At 66.4% G+C, this 23745-nt stretch carries 22 protein-coding genes; 12 read left to right on the top strand and 10 right to left on the bottom strand.

Features of this window, described 5'->3' with window-relative positions:
* Positions 1-6: 6 nt before the first annotated feature.
* The 10 genes from AC1RP5_RS05440 (at position 7) to AC1RP5_RS05395 (ending at position 10894) form a co-directional block, all read left to right on the top strand.
* Positions 7-432 carry a VOC family protein gene (locus AC1RP5_RS05440; protein ID WP_493109575.1) on the top strand — a complete coding sequence of 142 codons (426 nt, stop codon included), beginning with the start codon at positions 7-9 and terminating at the stop codon, positions 430-432.
* Positions 432-2315 carry an alpha/beta hydrolase domain-containing protein gene (locus tag AC1RP5_RS05435; protein ID WP_493109574.1) on the top strand — a complete coding sequence of 628 codons (1884 nt, stop codon included), beginning with the start codon at positions 432-434 and terminating at the stop codon, positions 2313-2315. The genes AC1RP5_RS05440 and AC1RP5_RS05435 overlap by 1 nt, the downstream gene beginning before the upstream one ends.
* A gap of 28 nt (positions 2316-2343) precedes the next feature.
* On the top strand, positions 2344-3408 hold the full coding sequence (locus AC1RP5_RS05430) for a ketopantoate reductase family protein (RefSeq protein ID WP_493109573.1): 1065 nt from the start codon (positions 2344-2346) through the stop codon (positions 3406-3408).
* 184 nt (positions 3409-3592) lie between these two features.
* Complete coding sequence (locus AC1RP5_RS05425) at positions 3593-5224, top strand: TIGR04028 family ABC transporter substrate-binding protein (RefSeq protein WP_493113300.1); 1632 nt, start codon at positions 3593-3595, stop codon at positions 5222-5224.
* Positions 5225-5238: 14 nt separating this feature from the next.
* The gene (locus tag AC1RP5_RS05420) at positions 5239-6183 is read left to right on the top strand and encodes an ABC transporter permease (protein WP_493109572.1); all 945 of its coding nucleotides are present in this window, start codon (positions 5239-5241) and stop codon (positions 6181-6183) included.
* Complete coding sequence (locus tag AC1RP5_RS05415) at positions 6180-7037, top strand: ABC transporter permease (RefSeq protein ID WP_493109571.1); 858 nt, start codon at positions 6180-6182, stop codon at positions 7035-7037. Before AC1RP5_RS05420 ends, AC1RP5_RS05415 begins: the two co-directional genes overlap by 4 nt.
* Positions 7034-8686: a dipeptide ABC transporter ATP-binding protein gene (locus AC1RP5_RS05410; RefSeq protein WP_493109570.1), complete on the top strand. Its 1653-nt coding sequence runs from the start codon at positions 7034-7036 to the stop codon at positions 8684-8686. The genes AC1RP5_RS05415 and AC1RP5_RS05410 overlap by 4 nt, the downstream gene beginning before the upstream one ends.
* Positions 8683-9717, top strand: a complete 1035-nt coding sequence (locus AC1RP5_RS05405) for a putative FMN-dependent luciferase-like monooxygenase (protein WP_493109569.1) — start codon at positions 8683-8685, stop codon at positions 9715-9717. Before AC1RP5_RS05410 ends, AC1RP5_RS05405 begins: the two co-directional genes overlap by 4 nt.
* Positions 9714-10289 (top strand): CMD domain protein, encoded by a 576-nt coding sequence (locus tag AC1RP5_RS05400; RefSeq protein ID WP_493109568.1) that lies wholly within the window; start codon positions 9714-9716, stop codon positions 10287-10289. The genes AC1RP5_RS05405 and AC1RP5_RS05400 overlap by 4 nt, the downstream gene beginning before the upstream one ends.
* Positions 10286-10894, top strand: coding sequence for an alkylhydroperoxidase domain protein (locus AC1RP5_RS05395; protein WP_493109567.1), 609 nt, complete (start codon positions 10286-10288; stop codon positions 10892-10894). The genes AC1RP5_RS05400 and AC1RP5_RS05395 overlap by 4 nt, the downstream gene beginning before the upstream one ends.
* A 69-nt stretch (positions 10895-10963) precedes the next feature.
* Here the strand turns inward: AC1RP5_RS05395 and AC1RP5_RS05390 are convergent, their stop codons facing one another.
* The 8 genes from AC1RP5_RS05390 to AC1RP5_RS05355 all read right to left on the bottom strand — a co-directional run bounded on the left by AC1RP5_RS05390 (position 10964) and on the right by AC1RP5_RS05355 (position 19048).
* Entirely contained in the window at positions 10964-11398 is a 435-nt protein-coding gene (locus tag AC1RP5_RS05390; protein WP_493109566.1) for a hypothetical protein, read from the bottom strand.
* Positions 11399-11419: 21 nt separating this feature from the next.
* Complete coding sequence (locus AC1RP5_RS05385; RefSeq protein WP_493109565.1) at positions 11420-13036, bottom strand: GMC family oxidoreductase; 1617 nt, start codon at positions 13034-13036, stop codon at positions 11420-11422.
* A gap of 90 nt (positions 13037-13126) precedes the next feature.
* On the bottom strand, positions 13127-14101 hold the full coding sequence (locus AC1RP5_RS05380) for an ABC transporter ATP-binding protein (protein ID WP_493109564.1): 975 nt from the start codon (positions 14099-14101) through the stop codon (positions 13127-13129).
* Positions 14094-15083, bottom strand: a complete 990-nt coding sequence (locus AC1RP5_RS05375; protein WP_493109563.1) for an ABC transporter ATP-binding protein — start codon at positions 15081-15083, stop codon at positions 14094-14096. Before AC1RP5_RS05375 ends, AC1RP5_RS05380 begins: the two co-directional genes overlap by 8 nt.
* A gap of 11 nt (positions 15084-15094) precedes the next feature.
* Positions 15095-15988: an ABC transporter permease gene (locus AC1RP5_RS05370; RefSeq protein WP_493109562.1), complete on the bottom strand. Its 894-nt coding sequence runs from the start codon at positions 15986-15988 to the stop codon at positions 15095-15097.
* A gap of 7 nt (positions 15989-15995) precedes the next feature.
* Positions 15996-16943: an ABC transporter permease gene (locus tag AC1RP5_RS05365; protein ID WP_493109561.1), complete on the bottom strand. Its 948-nt coding sequence runs from the start codon at positions 16941-16943 to the stop codon at positions 15996-15998.
* A 33-nt stretch (positions 16944-16976) separates the two neighbouring features.
* Positions 16977-18578: an ABC transporter substrate-binding protein gene (locus AC1RP5_RS05360; RefSeq protein WP_493109560.1), complete on the bottom strand. Its 1602-nt coding sequence runs from the start codon at positions 18576-18578 to the stop codon at positions 16977-16979.
* A 92-nt stretch (positions 18579-18670) separates the two neighbouring features.
* Positions 18671-19048, bottom strand: coding sequence for a VOC family protein (locus AC1RP5_RS05355; protein WP_493109559.1), 378 nt, complete (start codon positions 19046-19048; stop codon positions 18671-18673).
* Between the two features lie 45 nt (positions 19049-19093).
* Here AC1RP5_RS05355 and AC1RP5_RS05350 point away from each other — a divergent pair, with 45 nt between their 5' ends.
* Positions 19094-19879, top strand: a complete 786-nt coding sequence (locus tag AC1RP5_RS05350) for an HpcH/HpaI aldolase family protein (RefSeq protein ID WP_493109558.1) — start codon at positions 19094-19096, stop codon at positions 19877-19879.
* A gap of 46 nt (positions 19880-19925) precedes the next feature.
* Here AC1RP5_RS05350 and AC1RP5_RS05345 read toward each other — a convergent pair whose 3' ends face one another.
* Entirely contained in the window at positions 19926-21578 is a 1653-nt protein-coding gene (locus tag AC1RP5_RS05345; protein WP_493109557.1) for a thiamine pyrophosphate-binding protein, read from the bottom strand.
* Between the two features lie 20 nt (positions 21579-21598).
* The gene (locus AC1RP5_RS05340) at positions 21599-22222 is read right to left on the bottom strand and encodes a 2-hydroxychromene-2-carboxylate isomerase (protein ID WP_493109556.1); all 624 of its coding nucleotides are present in this window, start codon (positions 22220-22222) and stop codon (positions 21599-21601) included.
* A 46-nt stretch (positions 22223-22268) separates the two neighbouring features.
* Between AC1RP5_RS05340 and AC1RP5_RS05335 the strand changes: the two genes are divergently transcribed.
* Complete coding sequence (locus AC1RP5_RS05335) at positions 22269-23738, top strand: FAD/NAD(P)-binding protein (protein WP_493109555.1); 1470 nt, start codon at positions 22269-22271, stop codon at positions 23736-23738.
* The last annotated feature ends 7 nt before the right edge of the window (positions 23739-23745 follow it).

Raw genomic sequence — 23745 nt, 5'->3', positions numbered from 1 at the left:
CCGACCATGCCGCTTGGCCCCCTGCAGCACTACACGATCGAGCCGTCGAACCTCGAAGCCACCAAGGACTTCTATTGCGACGTGCTGGGCCTCGAGAACGGCGACCGTCCGCCGCTCGGCTTCCCGGGCTACTGGCTCTACTCCGGCGGCGTCGCCACAGTGCACCTGCTGGGCGAGCGCAAGCCGCGCGAGGGCATCGTCGTGCGCGGCACCGCGAAGAAGTTCGACGACACCGGCCGTTTCGACCACATCGCCTTCGCCGCCAGCGATCTCAGTGGCGTGCGCAAGCGCCTGCAGTCGAAGAACGTGAAGTTCCGCGAGCAGATCGTGCCGCGCACCGGCGCCGCGCAGATCTTCCTTTACGATCCCGACGGCGTCGGCGTTGAGCTGAACTTCCCGGCGGAAGAGACCCAGGCGGAAGCCAGGGCCTAGTGCTTCTCTCGTTCGAGATCGAGAAGGTCGAGCCCCTCGCCGACGGTGCGCCGTTCGGTGAGGTCGGCGCCTACGAGCGCGTCATCGCCGTCGCCAAGGGCGAGGTCGATCCGGCGGCGCCCGGCAACAGCGGCATCGCCCTGATCGACAAAGCGCCGCGCAATGCCGCCGGCAAGGTGGAATACGCGACCAGCGTCTTCATCCTGCGGCCGAAGAATCCTTCACGCGGCAACGGGCGCATTCTTTACGAAGTGAACAATCGCGGCCGCAAGATGCTGTTCGGCAACATCGCCGACGGCCCGCAGGGCGTGAACGATCCCAAGACGCTGGCGGATGTCGGCAACGGCTTTCCGATGCGCCGCGGCTACACGATCGTGTGGTCGGGCTGGGATCCCGATGCGCCACGCGCCAACATGGGTCTCGCGCTCACCGCGCCGGTCGCGACCGACAACGGCCAGCCGATCGTGCAGACGGTCCGCGAGGAATGGGTCTCGGGCACGCGTATCGGCGTGCTGGAAGCCTTCAAGCTCTCGCATGAAGCGGCCACGCTGGAACAGCCGCGCGCCCGCCTTACGTTGCGCGAGCGCGCCGACGACGAGCCGCGCGAGCTGCCGCTGAACCAGTGGTCGTTCGTCGATGCCCGCTCGATCAAGCTGCGCGACGGCACCCAGGCCAAGCCGGGCTTTCTGTACGAATTCCACTACGAAGCCAAGAACCCGAAGGTCCAGGGCTTGGGCTTCGCGGCGACCCGCGACGTGGTGAGCTGGCTGCGTCATTCGCCCGATGCCGTGAAGGCCACGGGAGGGCCGATCACGCACGCATTGGCCATCGGCTTCTCGCAAGCGGGCCGTTACCTGCGCAATCACATCTCCGAAGGCTTCAACCGCGACGAACAGGGACGCCGCGTGTTCGACGGCATCCACAGCCACATCGCCGGTGTCGGTCGCGTCTTCTACAATACGCCCTTCGCCCAGCCGGCGCGCACCAACACCCAGCACGAGGATCACGGCTTCCCCGAGAACGAGTTCCCGTTCTCGACGGCGGCGCAGAGCGATCCACTGACGGGCAAGAGCGGCTCGCTGTTCCGGGGCGACGGCAGCGACCCGCTGCTGATCGAGACCAACACCTCGACCGAGTATTGGCAGAAGGGCGCCTCGCTCCTGCACACCGACCCGCTCGGCACGAAGGACATGGCCCTGCCGTCCAACTCGCGCGTCTACATGGTTGCCGGTACGCAGCATGGCGGCCGCGCTGGTGCGACGACCGATCCCGGTCCCAACCTCAATCCGCGCAACCCGCACAATCCGATGCCGGCGATCCGCGCCCTGCTGGTCGCCCTTGATGAGTGGGTCGTATCGGGTAAGGAACCGCCGCCCAGCCGCGTGCCCACGCTCGCGGCCGGCACCCTGGTCGCGCCGGACAAGACCGGTTTCCCTGCCGTGCCGGGCGCCGCGATCGTGCGCACCACCAACGTCGTTTCGCCCCCGGGCGACTGGGTGAAGCCGGCTTCATCCGACAAGGTCTATCGCACGCTGGTGAGCAAGGTCGACGCCGACGGCAACGAGGCGGCAGGCATCCGCCTGCCCGACATCGCGGTGCCGCTGGCCACCTACACCGGCTGGAACGAGTACAAGCCGCCTTATCCGGCGGGCGAGATCGCCGACCGCGACGGAAGCTGCCTGCCGCTTCCCGTCGACAAGGCGGCGCGCGAGGCCTCGGGCGATCCCCGACCCTCGATCGCCGAACGCTACAAGGACGGTGCCGATTACGTCGCCAGGGTCCAGGCGGTGGTCACGCAACTGATGGCCGACCGGCTGCTGCTGGCCGAGGACGCCGAACGCTATCTCGACCGCGCGCGCAAAGAGCCGCGCGTCGCGCCTTAACGAAACACAGCCTCAAGGGAGAATCAGGATGGGCAAGAGAATCGCAGTCGTCGGCGTGGGTGCATTGGGCGGTTATGTCGGCGGCTATCTCGCGCATGCGGGCCACGACGTCACGCTGATCGACTTCTGGCCGGAGAATATCGAGATCATCCGCAAGCGCGGCCTCGAACTCGACGGCGTGACGCCGGAAGAGAAGTTCACCGTCACCAAGGCCAAGACCATGCATCTCACCGAGATGCAGGATCTGTCGCGCCAGAAGCCGATCGACATCGCCTTCGTCTCGATGAAGTCCTACGACACGGAATGGGCGACCGCGCTGATCAAGCAGTACCTCGCGCCGGACGGCTACATCGTGTCGCTGCAGAACTGCCTGAACGAGGAGCGCATCGCGGGCATCGTCGGCTGGGGCAAGACTGTCGGCATGGTCGCCTCGCTGATCTCGGTCGACATGTTCGAGGCCGGCAAGATCCGCCGCACTGTTTCCAAGGGCGGCGACAAGCACACCGTGTTCCGCGTCGGCGAGGTCCACGGCCGCATCACCAAGCGCGTCGAGGAACTGCGCGAGATGGTCGGCATGATCGACAGCGCCAAGACCACGACCAACCTGTGGGGCGAGCGCTGGTCCAAGCTCTGCCAGAACGGCATGAAGAACGGCGTCTCGGCCGCCACCGGCATGACCGGCATCGACTGCGACCGCAACGACGCGGTGCGCCGTTTCTCGATCAAGCTGGGCGGCGAGGCCGTGCGCGTCGGCCAGGCACTGGGCTACCACATCGAGAAGATCGGCAAGTTCGAACCGGAACTGCTGGCTCGCGCCTCCGAGGACGACAAGGCGGCGCTCGACGAGGTCGAGGCGATCTTGCGTCCGGGCTCGAACACCAACCCGAACCCGCGCGCCGACATCCAGCGCCCCTCGATGGCGCAGGACATCATCAAGGGCCGTCGCACCGAGATCGAGTTCATGAACGGCTACATCGCCGAGCGCGGCAACTTCATCGGCGTGAAGGCGCCGACGCACGCCAAGCTCACCGAGATCGTGAAGAAGGTCGAGCGCAAGGAGCTGAAGCCGTCCGCTGCCCTGCTGGGTGGGTGATTTTGCTCCGGCGGGCGGAGCAGATGAGAAAATCTGCTCCGCCGCGCCGTAAATTTTGACAATCTGCTCTGTGTAATCGAGGGAACCGCGCGGCCATATATCCGGTCCGCACGGCGAGACTCGGCCCAATTACTGCATGGCTCCTCCTGTGCCTCTAAAGGCGAAGGGGGTTGTCGTGATTCATGTGAAGTATCAGCGTTTCCTGGCCGGCGCGTTCGCGTCGCTGGCGTCCGTGGCCGTCCTGGCGGGAAGTGCCGCGGCGCAAGCCCCGGTCACCAAGGGCGGGACGCTGATCTATCTGGAGCAGCAGACCCACACGAATCTCTATCCACCGGCCGGCGGCTTCTATCCCAACGGCGGCATCCTCAACCAGATCACCGACAAGCTCACCTACCAGAATCCCAAGACTCTGGAGATCGAGCCGTGGATCGCCGAGAGCTGGGCGGTCAACGCCGACGCGACGGAATACACGTTCAAGATTCGCCCTGGCGTCACCTTCTCCGACGGCTCGCCGGTCGATGCCGCCGCCGTCGCCAAGAACTTCGACACCTACGGGCTCGGCAACAAGGAGCTGAAGCACCCGGTCTCCGAGGTCATCACCAACTACAAGGGCAGCGAGGTCGTCGATCCGCTGACCGTGAAGTTCTTCTTCACCAAGCCCTCCGTCGGCTTCCTGCAGGGCACCTCGGTGATCGGCTCGGGCCTCGTCTCGCTGAAGACGCTGGCCCTGCCGTTCGACGCGCTGGGCGACGCCACCAAGATCATCGGTTCGGGCCCGTTCGTGGTGAAGAGCGAGGTGCTCGGCCGCGAGCTCGTGATGGAGGCGCGCAAGGACTACAAGTGGGGTCCGGCGAAGCTTGCCCATCAGGGCCGCGCCAATCTCGACGGCATCAAGTACGTCGTGACGCCCGAGGACAGCGTGCGCATCGGCGCGCTGCTGGCGGGACAAGCCAACGTCATCCGCCAGGTCCAGGCCTATGACGAGAAGCAGGTCCAGTCGAAGGGCTTCATCATCTACGCCGCCTCGACGCGCGGCGTGAACAACACGGTCGTGTTCCGGCCCGACAATCCCCTGGTCTCCGACATCCGCGTCCGCAAGGCGCTGCTGCACGCGACCAATGCCAAGGAGATCGTGGCGACACTGTTCTCGGCCAACTACCCGCAGGCCAAGTCGATCATCGCCTCGACCGCGCAAGGCTATGTCGACCAGTCGGCCAAGCTCGCCTACGACCCGGCACTGGCCGCCAAGCTGCTCGACGAGGCCGGCTGGACGATCGGTCCGAAGGGCCTGCGCCAGAAGGACGGCAAGGAGCTGGTGCTCTCGGCCTACGAATCGCCGCCGCAGCCCCAGAACAAGGAGACCTTGCAGCTTGTCGCCCAGCAATGGGCCAAGGTCGGCGTGAAGCTGAACGTGCTGGCGGGCGATGCCGGCAGCCGCGTCGCCGACAGTCTCGACCCGGCCAAGACGCCTGTCGCGCCGGCGATGGTCGGCCGCGCCGATCCCGACGTGATCCGCAGCCAGTACTATCCGACGACGCGCAACGTGCTGCTGCAGAAGGGTGGCGTCAGCAACAAGGTCCAGACCTTCGTCGACGAGAAGCTGAACGGCCTGCTCGAAGCGATCGCCGCCGAGACCGATCCGGTGAAGCGCATCGCCCTGGTGGGCGAGGTGCAGGCCTATGTGATCGACCAGGGTTACACAATCCCGATCTTCGAGGAGCCGCAGGCTTTTGCGGCCTCGCCCAAGGTCAAGGAATTCACCTTCGAGGCGGTCGGCCGCCCGAGCTTCTACACGACCTGGATCGCGCCCAAGTAGGCGCGGAGGACACGATGGCGCGCTATCTCCTCGGCCGGGTCGGACAGGCTCTCGCCGTCCTGGCGCTCACCTTCACGGCGGCCTTCCTGCTGCTGCAGGTGCTGCCGGGCGACGCGATCATGATCAAGTTCATGAGTCCCGACATGGGTCTCACGGCCGATCAGATCGCCGAGATCCGCGCCTCCTATGGCGCGGACCGGCCGCTGTGGGAGCGTTACTTCACGACCGCGGGCAACTTCCTCACCGGCAATTTCGGCGTCTCGATCCAGGCCGGCGTGCCAGTGAGCCAGCAGCTCGCGACCAACCTGCCGCCGACCCTGCTGCTCGCCTCGCTCGCCTTCGCGGCGGCGATGGTCCTGACGATCATCCTGGCCACCGTCTCGAACATGGTCGGCATGGAATGGCTGCGGGCCGGGCTGCAGTCGCTACCCTCGCTGTTCATCTCGGTGCCGGTCTTCTGGCTCGGCATCATGCTGATCCAGGTCTTCTCCTTCCAGCTCGGCCTGGTCTCGGTCATCAGCCCCGGCCCGGTCGAACGGCTGGTCCTGCCGGTCCTGACACTGGCCATACCGATCTCGGCTCCGCTGGCGCAGATCCTGATGCGCAACATCGACCAGGTGCTGGCGCAGCCCTTCGTCGCCGTCGCGCGCGCCAAGGGCGCCTCGCGCAACTGGGTCCTGTGGAAGCACGTGGCACGCAACGCCATCCTGCCGACGCTGACCATCGCGGGCGTCCTGTTCGGCGAGCTGCTGGCCGGCGCCGTCGTCACCGAGGCGGTGTTTGGCCTGAGCGGCCTGGGCGGCCTCACCTACCAGGCTGTGGGCAACCACGACACGGCGGTGCTGCAGGCCATCGTCGTGATCTCCGCCCTTGCCTTCGTCACGATCAACCTGATCGTCGATCTGCTCTATCCCGTGCTCGATCCCCGGCTCGGCACCAAGGCGGGAGCGCTGGCATGACCGCGGAAACCGCAAGCGGCGCGGCCGCCGACCTGCAGCCCGGCTGGACCACGCGGCTGAAGCGCGTATCGCCCACGCTGGCGCTGGCCTGGGCCATCGTGTTCATCGTACTGGCCTGGGCGGCGCTGCCGTCACTCTTCACCGGCTACAGCGGCACCGAGGGCGTGCCGGGCGAACAGCTCCGCCCGCCCAGCGCTGAGCACATCCTCGGCACCGACGGGCTCGGCCGCGACGTCTATGCCCGCATCGTCTACGGCGCGCGGCATTCGCTGTCCGGCGCCTTCGTCGCCGTCACGGTCGGCCTTATACTGGGCACCCTGCTCGGCCTGATCGCTGGCGCGCGCGGCGGCTGGATCGACGCGGTGATCATGCGCATGGTCGATTCGATGCTGGCCGTGCCCTCGCTGCTGCTATCGCTCAGCATCATCGTGCTGCTGGGCTTCGGCACCATCAATGTCGCCATCGCGGTTGGCGCTGTCTCCGTCGCGCGCTTCGCCCGCCTCGCGCGGTCGGAAGTCGTGAGGGTCCGGCGCAGCGAATATGTCGAGGCGGCCTTCGGCAGCGGCGGCACCTTCTGGGCCGTCCTCTATCGCCATGTCCTGCCCAACTCTTTGACCTCGGTGATCGCGCTGGCCGCGCTTCAGTTCGGCTCCGCCATCCTCGCCATCTCGACCTTGGGCTTCCTGGGCTACGGCGCACCGCCGCCGACGCCGGAATGGGGTCTGCTGATCGCCGAGGGCCGCAACTACCTCTCGCGCGCCTGGTGGCTCACCGCCGCGCCCGGCATCGTCGTCGTGCTGGTCGTGCTGTCGGCCGACCGCATCAGCAAGGCTCTCGGCAGGACCGCACCATGACCGCCCCTCCCCTTCTCCAGGTCGACGATCTGGCGATTGCCTACAAGACCGGCGATCGCGAGCAGCGGGTCGTGCACGGCGTCTCCTTCAGCGTCGCGCCCGGCGAGGTCGTGGCGCTGGTGGGCGAGTCCGGATCGGGCAAGACCACGACGGCGCAGGCGACGCTCGGCCTGCTGGCCGGCAACGGCAGGGTCGAGGGCGGCACCATCCGCCTCAACGGCACCGACATCACCAACTGGTCCCAGAAGCGGCTGGATTCGATCCGTGGCGCCGTCGTCAGCCTGATCCCGCAGGATCCCGGCAGCTCACTCAATCCGGTGCGCACCATCGGCTCGCAGCTCGCCGAAGTGCTGCAGATCCACAAGCGCGGCGACCGCAAGGCCATCCAGGCACGCGTCATCGAATTGCTGGAACGCGTCGGCCTGACACCGGCCGAGATGCGCGCCAAGCAGTATCCGCACGAACTCTCGGGCGGCATGAAGCAGAGGGTGCTGATCGCCATCGCCGTCGCGCTGAAGCCCGCGCTGATCGTGGCCGACGAGCCGACCAGCGCACTCGACGTCACGGTGCAGCGGCGCATCCTCGACCTGATCGACGAGCTGCGCCGCGAGAGCGGCACGGCCGTGCTTCTGGTGACGCACGATCTCGGCGTCGCCGCCGACCGCGCCGACCGGCTGGTGGTGCTGCAGCATGGCCGTATCCAGGAACAGGGCCCGGTGAAAGAGGTGTTGGCCGCGCCGCGCAGCGCCTATACGCGCCGCCTGCTCGCCGACGCGCCCTCGCTCGGCAAGCCGAGACCGGTCCGGACGGGAGCCGACACCCAGGACTTCGCCATCGAGGTCACCGGCCTCACGCACGATTTCCCGCTGACCGGCGGCGAGACCAAGTCTTTCCGCGCGCTCGACAACGTGTCGTTCAAGGTACGGCGCGGCACCACGCATGCGATCGTGGGCGAATCGGGCTCCGGCAAGACCACGGCCATCCGCAGCGTCGTGGGCTTCATCAAGCCGACCGCTGGTCGCATCCTGGTCGACGGCGTCGATCTCACCACGTTGAAGGGTGAGAAGCTGCGGCAGTTCCGCAAGCACATCCAGCTCGTCTACCAGAACCCCTACGGCTCGCTCGATCCGCGCCAGACCATTGCGCGCATCGTCGAGGAACCGTTGCTCAACTTCGAGCCGATCCCCGCGGCCGACCGCGCCCGCAAGGTGCGCGACATGCTGGCGCGTGTGGGCCTGTCCGAGAACTTCCTCGAACGCCATCCGCGCGCCCTGTCGGGCGGGCAACGACAGCGCGTTGCGATTGCCCGCGCCCTCGTGCTCGATCCGAGGGTGCTGGTGCTCGACGAAGCCGTGTCGGCGCTCGACGTCACCGTGCAGGCGCAGATCCTCGCCCTGCTCGACGAGCTGCAGAAGACCCTGGGCCTCACCTACCTGTTCGTCTCGCATGACCTCGCGGTGGTGCGGCAGATCTCCGATACGGTGTCGGTCATGCACAAGGGCCGGCAGGTCGATGGCGGGCCCATCGAGACCGTCTTCGGCCGTCCCGACAGCGCCTACACGCGCGAGCTGATCGACGCCATTCCCGGTCGCAGCCTGCCGCCGGTCCTTGCCGTGCCGCCCGAACTTCCGCCAAGGTTGAGCCCATGAAGACCTTCCCGATCAAGCGACTCGGCTTCTTCACCCGCCTGCTCGATCAGGTGGACGCCGCCGAGCGCTACCGGCTCGCGACCCAGCAGATCGCGCATGCCGAGAAGCACGGCTTCGACTCGGCCTGGATCGCGCAGCATCACTTCCATGAAGGCGAAGGCGGCCTGCCCGCACCCTTCGTGTTCCTGGCGCACGCCGCGGCCCACACCTCGCGCATCCGGCTCGGCACCGGCATCGTCACCTTGCCGCTCGAACTGCCGATCCGCGTCGCCGAGGATGCCGTCGTCACCGACCTTTTAAGCGGCGGCCGCCTCGAAGTAGGCGTCGGCCCGGGCGGCAACCTCACGGCCTTCACCGCCTTCGGCCTCGAAAGCGATCAGCGCCACAACCTGTTCGACCACAACCTCGCCATGCTGAAGACCGCCTGGTCGGGCGGCACGCTGCCGGGCGGCGACAAGCTCTACCCGGCGAGCCCGACCCTGGTCGACCGCATCTGGCAGGCGACGTTCACGGTTGCAGGCGCGCGACGCGCCGGACTGGCGGGCGACGGGCTGATGCTGTCGCGCACCCAGCCGCGCCCGACCGACGCGCCGCGCGCTTCGCTGGCCGACATCCAGAACCCGATGCTCGATGCTTACCTCGAGGCCCTGCCGAAGGGTGTCGAGCCGCGCATCCTGGCCTCGCGCACGATCTTCGTGGCCGACGACCGCAAGGAGGCGATGCGCCTCGCCGAGATCGGCCTGTCGCGCCTGCGCCACCGGCTGGCCGCCACGGGCAATTTCACGTCGGGCAGCCTGGTCGGCGACCTGATCGCGGCGATGGACGTTCATATCGGTACGCCTGACGAGGTGATCGCCTCGCTGCAGGGCGATTCGACCCTGGAGCGCGCGACCGACCTCACGATGCAGGTTCACTCGATTGATCCGCCGCACCCCTATATCCTGCGGTCGATCGAGCTGCTGGCCGAGAAGGTGGCGCCCGCATTGGGCTGGGCGCCCGAAGTCAAAGCGGGGACGAGACAAGTCGCATGACGGACGTGATCGACAGCCTGGTGGGAATCGCACCGGGCTCAAAGCTGGACGCAATCCGCGCCCAGCGCATCGAGGCGCGCAAGCACGCCCAGGCGAGCTTCACGTCGCTGTTCGAGCCGGCGGATCTGGCCGGCGTCAGCGCCGATGAGCGCCATGCCATCGCGGCGTTCGTGGCGGGCCTGCACGGCGAGCCGAAGACGGATGCGTTCTATGCCGCCAAGCTGCCGGCGTCCCTGCGCGCGGCCGTCGCCGCCGAGGTCGCTGCCGCAAAGACCAAAGGGCCCTACGGTCACTTCCCCAAGGGACCGCTCTCGGTCGAGGACGCACCGGGTCCGAGCTGGAAGGTGAGTCCCGCCGGACGCGCCGCGCTGGGGCCGCGCCTCGCGGCCGCTTTCGAGCATACGCACATGCTGGTGTTCCATCCGCGCGACGCCTCGGCCCCGTCGCTGCAGTCGCTGCTCGATGCCGGCTGGTCGACCAACGACATCGTGACGGTCTCCCAGCTCGTCTCCTTCCTCTCTTACCAGATCCGGGTCGTTTCCGGCCTGACCGTCCTCGCGAGCACGCTATGAGCACCGACAAGACCCTGACACCGCCGCCGCACACCGAGCCGGTCGTCTTCACCCGCGACATGCTCGACTGGCTGCCCTGGCTGGAGCCGATGGCCGAAGCCGAGATGACCGAGCATCACATCAAGAGCCTGGTCGACGCGGCGCGCGTGAAGTCGCCGTACTTCAGGCTGCTGGCGCGCGATCCCGACGTGCTGGAAGCGCGCACGCGGACCGACAAGGACATCTTCTATAATCCCGAAGCCGGCCTGCCGCGCGCCGAGCGCGAGTTGGCGGCGGCGGCGACGTCGCGCCTGAACGGCTGCATCTACTGCGCCTCCGTCCATGCCCGCTTCGCCGCGACCTATTCAAAGAGGGTCGACGACGTGCAGCGGCTGCTCGACGAGGGCGTCGACGCCAAGCTCGACGAGCGCTGGGAAGCGATCGTGGCGGCCTCGGTCGCACTCACGGCGCTGCCCATGACCTTCGGCAAGGAGCATGTCGAACGCCTGCGCGCCGTCGGCCTCGACGATGCCGCCATCGCCGACCTGATCGGCGCAGCCTCCTTCTTCAACTGGGCCAACCGCCTCATGCTCTCGCTGGGCGTGCCGGCGACGCAACCGAAGTAGCCGGCAGCTTCACCCAAAGAAAAACGCCCGGCGGATCGCTCCACCGGGCGTTTTGATTTCAGGCCGTTCTCAGTACGGCAGGCCGTAGAGGCCCGGATTGCCCCACTCGCCCCAATCCCAGTCGTTGTCGACGGCATTGTCCATGCTGGTCGGATCGTAGGGATCGTCGGAGAAGTTGTTGCGCATCGCCGTGGAGATCATCTGCTTCGACGCCTCCTTGATGTAGGCGTTGTAGTTGTTCTGCGTACCCATGTAGAGGCAGCCGCACATGGTCGGGTCGGCGTAAACCCAGACCGGCTTGCCCTGATAGGTCTTCCGGACGAGCTTGTGCGGCGGCAGCTTCTTGAACGAGGCCGTCTGGCCCGGCGTCTTCAGCGACACCACCTTGAAGCCGGAATCGGCCAGCATGTCCCGCTTGGACTCGGTCTTGGGCGTCACGCCTTCGCAGCCCGCGACCAGCGCGCCGATCGCCAGAACGGCGAGAATGGACCTCACAGGCTTCATCACGTCCCCCATATTCAGGCCTCAGGCCGCGGCCTTGAGGCCCGCCTTGGCATCTTCTTTGATCATGTCCGCGCCCTTCTCGGCAACCATGATCGTGGGGGCGTTGGTGTTGCCCGACGGGACGGTCGGCATGATCGAGGCGTCGATCACCCGGAGGCCGGCAATGCCGTGGACCCGCAGCCGGTCGTCGACGACCGCCATGGGATCGGAGCCCATCTTGCAGGTGCCGATCACGTGATAGGTCGTCTGGCCGTTGCCGCGGGCGAAGCTCAGCCACTCATCGTAGCTCTGGACCTTGTCGCCCGGCGTGTTCTCGAAGGCGATGTACTTCGAGAGCGACGGATGGGAGACGATCTTGCGGGCGATCTGCATGCCCGCGACCGTGGCGTCCCGGTCGGTCTGGGCCGACAGGAAGTTCGGCCGGATCGCGGGCTCGGAGCCCGGCGTCGCCGACTTGATGTGGATCGAGCCGCGTGAGTCCGGGCGGCACTGGCCGATCACCACTGTCATGCCGGGCTCGCGCTCGAGGTCGCGCTTCTGTGCCGTGTCGTAGCTGGCATGGGCCATGTGGAACTGCATGTCGGGCGATTCGAGGCCCGGCCGCGTGCGCACGAAGCCGTAGACGACGCCCGCAGTCAGGCTGAGCGCGCCGCGGCCGGTCGCGTAATACTTGATGACCTCCTTCACGAGGTTCACGCCGCGCGTCTTCTCGTTCAGCGTGACCGGCAGCTTGACGCGCCAGTTCATGCGCGGCGCGAAGTGGTCGCCGTAATTCTCGCCGACGCCCTTGAGCTCGTGCTTCACCTCGATGCCGTAGCGGCGCAGCAGCTCGGGCTGGCCGATGCCGGAATGTTCGAGCACGCCCGGCGACTGCACCGCGCCGGCCGAGACGATGACCTCACGGCCGCACCGTGCCTCCTGCTTGCGGCCGTGCACCGTGTAGGCGACGCCGACGCAGCGCTTGCCCTCGAGGATGAGGTTGTCGACCAGCGCATCGGTGATGATCTGGAGGTTCGGGCGATTGCGGATCGGGTCGAGGAAGGCGCGTGCCGTCGACCAGCGCTTGCCGTCCTTCATCGTCACCTGGAAGTAGCCGAAGCCTTCCTGGTTGCCGTTGTTGTAGTCCTTGTTCTTCGGGAAGCCGCTCGCTTCCGCGGCATCGATGAAGGCGTCGCAGAGCTCGTTGGTCTCGCGCATTTCCGCGACGTTCAGCGGACCGCCCTTGCCGCGGCTGTCGTCGCCGCCGGGCTCGTAATTCTCCGACTTCTTGAAATAGGGAAGGATCCGCTCGTAGGACCAGCCGCGATTGCCGAGCTGCCCCCAGGTGTCGTAGTCGAGCGGCTGGCCGCGCACGTAGAGCATGCCGTTGATCGAACTGGAGCCGCCGAGCGCACGACCGCGCGGACAGGGGATGCGGCGGTTGGCCATGCCCTCCTCCGCCTCCATCTGGAAGTTCCAGTTGAATTTCTCGTGGTTCAGCAGCTTGGTGAAGCCGGCCGGGATATCGATCCACATCGACTTGTCGCGCGGACCGGCCTCGAGCAACAGCACCTTGACGTTGGCGTCCTCGGTCAGCCGGTTGGCCAGCACGCAGCCGGCCGAGCCGGCGCCGACGATGATGTAATCCCAATTGGCCATGACGCTTCCTCTCTCCCTTTGGAGCGAGTGTAGCGCGTCTGTAACCGAGTGCGACTCCCTCTCAGGGGAGAGCCGCGTATACCGAAACGCCTACCGCAGGTGGCAGGAGACCTGGTGCCCCGGCGCAATTTCGCGCAGCGCAGGCACCTCGACCTTGCAGCGGGCAACCGCGTAGGGGCAGCGCGTGTGGAAATGGCACCCCGAGGGCGGGTTCACCGGGCTCGGCACGTCGCCCTGCAGCACCAGCTTCTTGCGCTTGATGGCGGGGTCCGGCACCGGCACGGCCGACAGCAGCGCCTCGGTATAGGGGTGCTGCGCGTTGGTGAAGATCGAGCGCGTGTCGGCGTATTCGACGATGCGGCCGAGATACATCACCGCGATCTGGTGGCTGATATGCTCCACCACCGCGAGATTGTGCGAGATGAACAGGTAGGAGAGCTGGCGCTCGCGCTGCAGGTCCATCAGCAGGTTGATGACCTGCGCCTGGATCGACACGTCGAGCGCCGACACCGGCTCGTCGCCCACGATCAGCTTCGGCCCCAGGGCGAGCGCGCGGGCGATGCCGATGCGCTGGCGCTGACCGCCCGAGAACTGATGCGGGTAATTCTTCATCTGCGCCTTGCGCAGGCCGACCCGCGCGAACAGCGCCTCGACCTCCGCCTGGCGTTCCTTGGCGTTCCCGACACCATGGACCAGCAGCGGCTCGCCCACGATGTCGCCCGCCGTCATGCGCGGGTTCAGCGAGGAGAACGGATCCTGGAAGATGATCTGCATCTGCCGCCGGTAGGGGCGCAGCTCGGACTTCGACAGGCCGGTGATCTCCTTGCCCTCGACCTTGATCGAACCGGAGGTCGGTTCGGTCAGGCGCAGCACGGCGCGGCCGGCGGTCGTCTTGCCGCAGCCGCTCTCGCCCACCAGGCCCAGCGTCTCGCCGACCCCGACGGAGAAAGTGACTCCATCCACGGCGTAGACCTGCCCGACCGTGCGGCGCAGCAGGCCCTTCTTCACCGGGAAGTGCTTCTTGAGGTCCTTGACCTCGATCACAGGGGCGTTTGCACTAACCATTGGCATGCCAGCAGGCGGCCCAGTGGCCGGGCTGCTTCTCCTCGTAGGAGGGCCGCTCGCGGCGGCAGAGATCGTCAGCCTTGGGGCAGCGCGGCGCGAAGGCGCAGCCCGTCGGCAGGTCGAACAGCGCCGGCACGATGCCGGGAATTTCCTGCAATCGTCCCTGCGTGCGCTCGGCCTGGCCGCGCATCAGGTCGAGGCGCGGGATCGAGGCCATCAGGCCCGACGTGTAGGGGTGCATCGGCCGGGCGAACAACTCGCCCACCGTCGCTTCCTCGACCTTGCGGCCGGCATACATGACGATGACGCGATGCGCGGTCTCGGCGACGACGCCGAGATCGTGAGTGATCAGGATCACCGCCGCGCTGAACTCGCGCTGCAGCTCGACGATCAGCTCGAGGATCTGCGCCTGGATGGTGACGTCGAGCGCCGTGGTCGGCTCGTCGGCGATCAGGACCTTCGGATTGCAGGCCAGCGCCATGGCGATCATGGCGCGCTGGCGCATGCCGCCCGACAGTTGGTGCGGATATTCCTTGGCCCGTTGCGCCGGCGCGGGAATCCGCACCAGGTCGAGCATCTCCACGGCCCGCTTCATCGCCTGCGAACGATCCATGTCGCGATGCAGGATAAGCGACTCGGCGATCTGCTTGCCGATGGTCATCACCGGGTTCAGCGAGGTCATCGGCTCCTGGAAGATCATCGAGATCTCGTTGCCGCGGACCTTCCGCATCTCCTCTTCGGTGATCTTCATCAGGTCGCGGCCGCCGAGCTTGATCGCGCCCGAGACGATGCGCCCCGGCGGATCGGGGATCAGGCGCATCAGCGACAGCGCCGTCATGCTCTTGCCGCAGCCGGATTCGCCGACGATTGCCAGCGTCTCGCCGGACGCGACCTGGAAGTCGACGCCGTCGACCGCCTTGACGATGCCCTGCCGCGTATAGAACCAGGTACCGAGGTCCGAGACCTCCAGGAGAGCGCTCATGGACGCCGAACTCACGTACGTTGACGGGGGTCGAGGATGTCGCGCAGCGCGTCACCCAGCAGGTTGGTGCCGAACACGGTGAGGCTGATCGCGACACCGGGGAAGATCACCAGCCACGGCGCGGTGCGGACATATTCCGCCGCCGACTCCGAGAGCATGCGGCCCCAGGACGGATAAGGCTCGGGGATGCCGAGACCGAGGAACGACAGCGACGCCTCGGTCAGGATGGCCGAGCCGAGCTGCGCGGTGCCGAGAACGATCAGCGGCGCCAGCGTGTTGGGGAGCACATGGCGCACCGCGATGCGCAGCTCGCCCATGCCGACGGCGCGGGCGGCCTCGACGAAGGGCTGCTCGCGCAGCGACAAGGTACTGGATCGCACCACGCGCGCGACGCTGGGCACCAGCGGAATGGCGATGGCGATGATCGTGTTCTGCAGCGACGGTCCGAGCGAAGCGGCCATCACCAGCGCCATCACCAGCAACGGCAGCGACTGCATGATGTCCATCAGGCGCTGGGTCGCGAGATCGAACGTGCCGCCGAGATAGCCCGACATCAGGCCGATCGCGACGCCCAGCACGCCGCCCAGCAGGGTGGCGCCGGCGCCGACGGCCAGCGAGATGCGCGCGCCGTGAACGATACGGCTGAACATGTCGCGGCCCATGAAGTCGGCGCCCAGCAGATACTGTGCTCCGGGCTTGGCCAGCGACATCTTGGCGTTGGTGGCCGTGGGATCCATCGGCGCGATGAAGTTGGCGAACAGCGCCGTGCAGATGAAGATCAGGACGATGAGCGCACCGACCGCCCCCAGCGGGTAGCGGCGCGCCATGAAGCGCATCTGACCGCCGAACGTCGTGACATTGGCGCCGGCGCGCTCGAGTGCGGCTTCGTGATTGATGACTGCCATGCTGCCCTCAGTCCGCGAACTTGATGCGGGGATCGAGGGCCATGTAGGCCATGTCGACCAGGAAATTGACCATCACCACGACGAAGGCAATCAGCATCACGAGGTTCTGCACGATCGGATAGTCGCGCCACAGGATGGCCTCGACGAGGAAGCGCGCCACGCCGGGAATGTTGAACACCGTCTCGGTGACGATGAGGCCGCCCACCAGGAAGGCCGCCTCGATGCCGATGATGGTCACCACGGGCAGCAGCGCATTGCGCAGCGCATGCTCGTAGTTGACCGAGGTCTGCGAGGCGCCCTTGGAGCGGGCGGTGCGGATGTAATCCTGGCGCAGCACTTCGAGCATCGAGGAGCGCGTGAGGCGCATGATCAGCGCCGAGCTGCGGAAGCCCACGGCCGCGGCGGGAATGCTGAGCAGCAGCATCTCGTCGATGAAACTTCGCGGTTCGTTGGTGTAGATCGGAATCATGCCGAACCATTGGACCGACGCCATCAAGATCAGCAGTCCCAGCCAGAAGGATGGTAGCGACAATCCGCTGAGACTTAATATTCGCAGGAAATAGTCGAAGCCGGTGTTCTGGCGGACCGCGCTGATGACACCGAGCGGCACGCCGAGGATCACCGAGAAGAACAGCGCCAGGCCCGCGAGCTTGGCGCTGATCGGAATGCGCGGGGCGATCTCGTCGATCGCCGGCCGCTCCGAGATGTAGGCAAAGCCCAGGTCGCCGCGCGACAGGCCGCCGATCCAATGCATGTATTGCTCATGGATCGGCCGGTCGAGACCGAGCTCGCGCGCGATCTTGGCCTTCTCCTTGGGGTCCGCGATGCCCGCCGAATCCACGAGGATGTCGGCGACATTGCCCGGTACGAGCCGCAGCATCACGAAGATGAGGATCGACATTCCGAAGAGCGTCAACGCCATCAGCAGTACGCGGCGGATCAGATAAGACCCCATCAGGATTCCCTTGGCGGCGGCGGGTTGAGTGGGTTAGCGGTCGAGCCAGACGTCTTCGAAACGCCAGCCGTTGTAGATGCTGTTCTGTTGCAACACGAGGCCCTTCATCTTCGGCGACCAGCAGGTGTTGGCAACGTTGTGGTTGATCACGGGACGCGCGCCGTCCTCGGCGAGCTTCTTCTCGATCTCCCACACCAGCTTCTTGCGCTTCTCGCGATCCGTCTCGGCCGACTGCTGCTCGATCAGCTTGTCGACTTCCGGGTTCTTGTAGGCGGTGTAGTTGCGATCCGACGTCGAGTGGAAGTTCTCGAAGAAATTGACGTCGGGATCGTCGACGCCGACACCGGTCAGGTTCATGCCCACCGAGTAATCCTTGCGCTGGATCTTGGTGTACCAGACCGTCGTGTCGATCGGATCGAGCTCGCCGTCGATGTAGATGCTCTTCAGCTGGTCGATCAGGATGACCGCCGGATCGCGATAGATCGCGATGTTGCGGGTCGAGACCTTGATCTTCAGCGGCTTGTCCTTGGAGTAGCCGAGCTTCTCCATGATCTTACGCGCCTCGGCCCGGTTCTTGTCGATGTCGGTGCCGAAGCCCGGCAGCGACGCGAGCTGGTCGGCGGGCATGCCCCAGAAGCCGGCCGGCGGCGGCAGCATGGCCGCACCGATCAGGGCGTTGCCCTGGAACAGGATGTCGTTGAAGGGCTTTTGGTCGAGCGCCAGCACGAGGGCGCGGCGCAGTTCGGGATTGTCGAACGGCGGCGCGTCGCGGTTGATCAGGATGTTGGCGTTGACGTTGGTCGGACGCGCTTCGCAGATCGCATCGGCCTTCTGCGCCTTGACGTCGGCCAGCATCGGGAAGGTGACGTCGGAGTCGAACGTCATGTCGAACTCACCGGCCACGAAGCCCAGCATGCGGGTGCTGCGATTCGGCACGATCTTCCAGTCGATGGCGTCGAGGTAGGGACGGCCCTTCTTCCAGTAGTCGGGATTGCGCACCAGCTTGATCGATTCGTTGCGCTTGAAGTCGGCGACCTTGAACGGGCCCGTGCCGATCGGCTTGGAACGCATGTCGCGGCCATTCACATGGCAGGAGTAGACCGGCGAATAGCCGGCCGCCAGCATCGACAGGAACGACGGCTGCGGGTTCTTGAGCTTGAAGGTCACCTCGGTGTCCGAACCAACCGTCACTTCCTCGAGGTTGGAGTACCAGACCTTGCGCGGGTTCTTGCGGATGATGTCGGCCTTCTCGTCACCCTTGCCGGTCAGCGCGTCCCAGGTGCACTTCACGTCCTTGGCCGAGAACGGCTTGCCGTCGTGCCACTTCACACCCGAACGCAGCTTGAAGGTGAGCTGCTTGTTGTCGGGGCTCCACGTCCAGCTCTCGGCGAGATCGGGCACGATCTTGTCGGGGCTGTTCACCTTCTCGTTGGGATCGAACAGGACGAGATTGTTGAACACAGCCATGAACGGCTGATTGACCGAGATGGTCGCTTCCTCGTGGATCGAGGCGCTCGGCGGATTGTCACGATGGGAAATACGCAAGGTGCCGCCCTGCTTCTGAGCGAAGGCGGGTGCAGAGGCCGCAACGAAAGCGGCCAGGCTGCCGGCAATGAATGCCAAGCGGGTACGCATGGTGTTAGTCCTCCCAGACTCACGCGAGATCGGGCGTGTTGTTTATTCCCCGTTGCGGGCGACGCTAGCACATCGTGTGTACCGGCCAAAAGCTAAAGCGCCGGCCCTTTCAGTTCTATCTGGTTGCCTTCCGGATCATGGAAATAGACGGAGGGGCCCGTGCCTTCCGCACCGTAACGCTCGACGGTTCCGCCGACCGATATCCCGAGTGGCTCCAGGCGCGTGACGATGGCGTCACGATCGAACGGTTCTATGCGGAAACACAGGTGATCCATGTTCCTCGTGGTCACCTGCACATCATTCGCAATCAGGTCGAGCAAGGAGGCGCCTGCTCGCATCTGCACAAGACCCAGCGTGTCGATACGTCGCTCCTCGCGGAAATCCAGCGCCTGCTCGTAGAACTTCACCATGCCGGCAAGATCGCGCACGCGGAGCACGACATGGTCGATGCGTTCGACTTTGAAAGTCATGGCGAATAGCTTCCTCCGGGCAAGAACGAACCAATGGAGGAGAGAATGGCGTTCGCAGTCAATGCCGCCAAGGCGCGCCTGAAGAAGAACGAGCTGTCGATCGGCATCGGCGTCCGGTTGGTCCGCAACGTCGACATCGTGAAGGTCATGAAGGCGGCGGGCTTCGACTGGCTGTTCATCGACCTCGAGCATGGATCGATGTCGGTCGAGACGGCCTGCGAGATCGCGATCGCTGCCCAGGATTCAGGCATCGCCCCGATCGTGCGCGTGCCCTACGGCGAGCTCACCATGGCGACGCGCGTCCTCGACGGCGGCGCCCTGGGCATCGTCATCCCACATGTCGATACGCCTGAAGAGGCCAAGGAGATCGCCGACAAGCTGCGCTACCCGCCGCGCGGCCACCGCTCGGTGGGCGGCGGCCAGGCGCAGTTCGACTACGAACCGATGCCGCTCGCGGAGATGACGACCAAGTCGGACGACAACACGCTGATCGTGGTGATGATCGAGACGCCGAAGGCGGTCGAGAATGCCGACGCGATCGCCGCCGTGCCGGGCGTCGATTGCCTGCTGGTCGGTTCCAGCGACCTGTCGATGGAGATGGGCATCCCCGGCGACGTCGGAAACCCGAAGGTCCAGGCCGCCGTCGACAAGGTCATCGCCGCCTGCAAGAAGCACGGCAAGTTTCCGGGAATGGGCGGCGCCTACACCGAGGAGCTGCTCAAGATCTACACCGACAAGGGAATGAAGTTCATTCTCGCCGGCAACGATCTCCCGATGCTGACCGCCGCTGCACGCGGCCATCAGGCAAAGGTTCGGGCGTTTCAGAAATGATAAGTCGCTGGGCGCCCACCACTGAAGTGGCGCGCGCCCGGCTCGCTTATCTCTTCCCTTCGATCTCGATCTCGACGAGGTGCGGCTTGCCGGACTTGAAGGCGGCTTCGACGGCCGCCTTGATGTCGTCGGCCTTGGCGACGTAGGTGCCGGCGACGCCCATGCCCTTGGCGAGATCGACGAAGCCCATGGTCGGGCCCGTCAGGTCCATGTGCATGTAGGGCTTGTTCGACTTCACATCGAAGCGCGCGCGGTAGGCGTCGATATTGTGCTTGAGCACGCGATACTCGCGGTTCGCCAGGATGATGAACACGATCGGCAGGTCGTGATGCGCCGCCGTCCACAGCGCCTGGATCGAGTACATCGACGAGCCGTCGCCCGACACGCAGAGGATCGGCCGCTTGCTCTCGGCCACTGCGACACCGATGGCGCCGGCCAGACCCTGGCCGATGCCGCCGCCGCGACCGCTGTAGTAATCGCCCGGTCCCTTGAAGGTGAACGCCTTGAAGAGATCGAGGTTGGCCGTGATCGTCTCGTCGACCACGACGACATCTTTCGGCGAACCGGCCCGGATCTCGGCCATGCATCGCGCCATCGAGGTCGGCGTGCGCGCCCAGGCCTTTTCCACGCGCGCTTTCTGCGCGGCATCGTCGTCGGCCTTGCGGGCTTTCATCGCGTCGTTGCGCTTCTTGGCCGCCGCGGCATCGACGCCGGTCAACGCCGCATCGAGCGCTTCGAGCGCCGCGCCGGCATCCGCCACCACGCCGGCATCGAGCGCGAAATTATGGGCGAGCCGCGACGCGCCGCCCTCGATCTGCAGCACCTTGGTGCCGGCCGCGAACGGCGAACCGGCGGCGTACCAGACTTCCTCGAAGAAGGGCCCGCCCACCATCAGCACGAGATCATTGCCCGCGAGCTGCTTGGCAATGCCCGCCGCATCGAAGGCGAGCGTGCCGCAATAGGCCGGATGATCGGTCGGGAACGAGTTCTGGCCGCGCAGGCCCTCGAACCACACCGACGCGCCGAGCTTCTCGACGAGATTGACCAGCGTCTTGTCGGCGCCGGCGCGGGCGACATCGTCACCGGCGACGATGGCCGGGCTCTTGGCTGCCGCCAGCAGCTTCGCCATCGCGGCGATGCCCGCCGGATCGGGCCGTGTGGCCGCATAGGAATGGCCGGGCTTGCCCGCCGGGATGGAAGTCTCCTGCTCCATCACGTCGATCGGCAGCGCCACGAACACCGGGCCGGCCGGCGCCTCGTTGGCGATCTTGAAAGCGCGCTGCAGGATCGGGCCCAGCTCGTCGGCGCGCTCGACCTGAACGCTCCACTTGGTGACGGGCGCGGCGATCGACGCGAGATCGTGGCCGAGGATGGGATCGCGCAGGCGCATGCGCGTGTCCTGCTGGCCGGCCGTCACGACCATCGGCGAATTGTTCTTGAGCGCGCTGTAGATCGCGCCGATCGCATTGCCGAGGCCGGGCGCCACATGGAGGTTCACGAAGGCGGTCTTGCCGCTGGCCTGCGCGTAGAAGTTGGCGGCGCCGGTCGCGACGCCCTCATGCAGGTGCACGATGTACTCGAGCTGCGGATAGTCGGGCAGCGAATCGAGCAACGGGCTCTCGGTCGTGCCGGGATTGCCGAAGATACGATCGACGCCGTGATTGATCAGCGTCTCCAACAGGACCTGACGACCGCGCATGTTTCTCTCCCTTTGCTTTCCTACTTGGCCCGCAGCGCGTCGAGCGCCCGGTCGACAAATCCCAGACGGTCCTGGCCCCAGAAGCGCACGCCATCGACGACGAACGTTGGCGCCCCGAAAACCTGCAGCGCCTCGGCCTCCTGCGTGAAAGTCCGGTAGGCCGCCTGAACCTCGTCACTCATTTCGGCCTGGTTCAGCTCCCGGCCGTCCATCCCGTTCTCCTCGGCGATCGCGACCCGCACGTCCGCCGACGCCGTGTCGCGCTCCTCGGCCCAGAGGGCCCGCAGCAGTGCGTGGCTCAGCCGGAAGGCGTCGAGCCCGCGAAGCTGCGCGGCGATCACCATCCAACCCGGCCGCTTGTTCCAGTCCCGATCGACGACCTGTTCGGGATAGTACCGGGGCTTGAGCGCCAGCGGCATCTGCAGGTAGCGCCGCCAGCGGTCCAATTCCTCCTCGTGATACGAGCGCCGGGCCGGCGGCCGCGTCCGCAGCGGTACGCCACCGGTCCGCGGAACGATCTCCTGGAAGTCGAACGGCTTCAGAACCAGCCGCACCTTGTGGCGGCGCACGATGTCCTCGAGCTGCGGGCCCATGAGATAGGCCCACGGCGAGGACAGGCTGTAGAAGCACGGCAGTTCAATCATGCGGGCGGCCCTGCTAAGGAAATCCGTGGAGGGTCAGAAGCACGGCATGGACGGTGTTGTCGAGCGGCATTCGGCGGGCCTGGACGCGCTGGAGAAAATCGCGCGCCACGGCCTGGCGCAGTTGAACTACCCGCCGGCCAACTGGGTGCCGGAGAAGACCGGCCCGGACGGACGGCGCGTCCTCGACGTGCTGGTCGTAGGTGCCGGCATGTGCGGCCAGACCGTCGGCTGGGGCCTGCTGCGCGAGGGCATCCGCAACATCCGCGTGATCGAGCGCAACAGCCACGGCCATGAAGGCCCGTGGAACACCACCGCGCGCATGCCGATCCTGCGCTCGCCCAAGCATCTCACCGGTCCTGACCTGGGCGTGCCCTCCCTCACCTTCCGCGCCTGGTACGAGGCGCAGCACGGCGCCGAGGGCTGGGAGAAGCTTTACAAAATCCCGCGCCTCGACTGGCTCTCCTACCTTCTATGGGTGCGCAAGGTCGTCGACCTGAAGGTCGAGAACGGCGTGTCGCTGCTCAAGGTCGAGGCGGCGGGCGCGTTCCTGCAGGCGAGCCTCTCGACCGGCGAGACGGTGCTGACGCGCAAGGTCGTGCTGGCGAACGGCCGCGACGGATCAGGCGGGTTCCGTTGGCCGTCGCTGCCGTCGTTCGATCCGGAAGATCCCGCCCGTGCGGGCCGCGTCTATCACACCTTGGAAGAGATCGACTTCACAAAGCTGAAGGGCAAGCGCCTCGGCGTGCTGGGCGTGCTTGCCACCGCGATCGACAATGCCTGCACGGCGCTGGAGGCCGGCGCAGCGCAAGCGATCTGCTATGCGCGGCGGCCACACCTGCCGCAGGTCAACAAGTCGAAGGGCGCGTCCTTCCCCGGCTTCCAGCGCGGCCAGGGCATGCTGGACGACGATTGGCGCTGGAAAATCTACACCTACATGCTGGCCGCCGGCTCGCCGCCGCCGCACGAATCGGTGCTGCGCGCGCAGAAGCTGCCGGGTTTCGCTTTCCGATTCTCCGAGCCGTGGCTCGACATGATCGTCGACGGTGACGGCGTCACCGTGAAGACGTCGAAGGCCACCGAGCGTTTCGATGCGGTGCTGATCGGCACCGGCTTCGATGTCGACCTCGCGCGGCGCCCCGAACTGGCGTCGTTCGCGCCCAACGCGACCCTGTGGGCTGATAAGCGCACGCCTGCAGAAGCCAGCGCCAATGCCGAGGCCGCGCGCTACCCCTATCTCGGCCCGGGCTTCGAACTGATCGAGCAGGCGCCGGGCCGGACGCCGCACATGGGCGACATCCACCTGTTCAACTGGGGCAGCATCCTGAGCCACGGCGCGCTGGCGGGCGACATTCCCGGGCTCTTCGTGGGCGCGACGCGCCTCGTGCAGGCGCTCTCGCATGCGCTGTTCCGCGAGGACGCGGAGAAGCACTTCCAGAACATGGTCGCGCAGGAAGACCCGGAGCTCGCACCGACCGACTATTTCGTGCCGCGCGAAAAGCGATCCGGCACGCTCTGAAAGGGAG

It is taken from the genome of Reyranella sp. GW821-FHT12G01 (genome assembly GCF_058806575.1).
Note: the sequence above shows the minus strand (reverse complement) of the source record. Positions and strands in the feature narration are given on the sequence as shown.

Coding starts and splice junctions, on each gene's coding strand:
- AC1RP5_RS05440 (WP_493109575.1), top strand. CDS start 7: ATGCCGCTTGGCCCCCTGCAGCACTACACGATCGAGCCGTCGAACCTC.
- AC1RP5_RS05430 (WP_493109573.1), top strand. CDS start 2,344: ATGGGCAAGAGAATCGCAGTCGTCGGCGTGGGTGCATTGGGCGGTTAT.
- AC1RP5_RS05420 (WP_493109572.1), top strand. CDS start 5,239: ATGGCGCGCTATCTCCTCGGCCGGGTCGGACAGGCTCTCGCCGTCCTG.
- AC1RP5_RS05415 (WP_493109571.1), top strand. CDS start 6,180: ATGACCGCGGAAACCGCAAGCGGCGCGGCCGCCGACCTGCAGCCCGGC.
- AC1RP5_RS05410 (WP_493109570.1), top strand. CDS start 7,034: ATGACCGCCCCTCCCCTTCTCCAGGTCGACGATCTGGCGATTGCCTAC.
- AC1RP5_RS05405 (WP_493109569.1), top strand. CDS start 8,683: ATGAAGACCTTCCCGATCAAGCGACTCGGCTTCTTCACCCGCCTGCTC.
- AC1RP5_RS05400 (WP_493109568.1), top strand. CDS start 9,714: ATGACGGACGTGATCGACAGCCTGGTGGGAATCGCACCGGGCTCAAAG.
- AC1RP5_RS05395 (WP_493109567.1), top strand. CDS start 10,286: ATGAGCACCGACAAGACCCTGACACCGCCGCCGCACACCGAGCCGGTC.
- AC1RP5_RS05390 (WP_493109566.1), bottom strand. CDS start 11,398: ATGAAGCCTGTGAGGTCCATTCTCGCCGTTCTGGCGATCGGCGCGCTG.
- AC1RP5_RS05385 (WP_493109565.1), bottom strand. CDS start 13,036: ATGGCCAATTGGGATTACATCATCGTCGGCGCCGGCTCGGCCGGCTGC.
- AC1RP5_RS05380 (WP_493109564.1), bottom strand. CDS start 14,101: ATGGTTAGTGCAAACGCCCCTGTGATCGAGGTCAAGGACCTCAAGAAG.
- AC1RP5_RS05375 (WP_493109563.1), bottom strand. CDS start 15,083: ATGAGCGCTCTCCTGGAGGTCTCGGACCTCGGTACCTGGTTCTATACG.
- AC1RP5_RS05370 (WP_493109562.1), bottom strand. CDS start 15,988: ATGGCAGTCATCAATCACGAAGCCGCACTCGAGCGCGCCGGCGCCAAT.
- AC1RP5_RS05365 (WP_493109561.1), bottom strand. CDS start 16,943: ATGGGGTCTTATCTGATCCGCCGCGTACTGCTGATGGCGTTGACGCTC.
- AC1RP5_RS05360 (WP_493109560.1), bottom strand. CDS start 18,578: ATGCGTACCCGCTTGGCATTCATTGCCGGCAGCCTGGCCGCTTTCGTT.
- AC1RP5_RS05355 (WP_493109559.1), bottom strand. CDS start 19,048: ATGACTTTCAAAGTCGAACGCATCGACCATGTCGTGCTCCGCGTGCGC.
- AC1RP5_RS05350 (WP_493109558.1), top strand. CDS start 19,094: ATGGCGTTCGCAGTCAATGCCGCCAAGGCGCGCCTGAAGAAGAACGAG.
- AC1RP5_RS05345 (WP_493109557.1), bottom strand. CDS start 21,578: ATGCGCGGTCGTCAGGTCCTGTTGGAGACGCTGATCAATCACGGCGTC.
- AC1RP5_RS05340 (WP_493109556.1), bottom strand. CDS start 22,222: ATGATTGAACTGCCGTGCTTCTACAGCCTGTCCTCGCCGTGGGCCTAT.
- AC1RP5_RS05335 (WP_493109555.1), top strand. CDS start 22,269: ATGGACGGTGTTGTCGAGCGGCATTCGGCGGGCCTGGACGCGCTGGAG.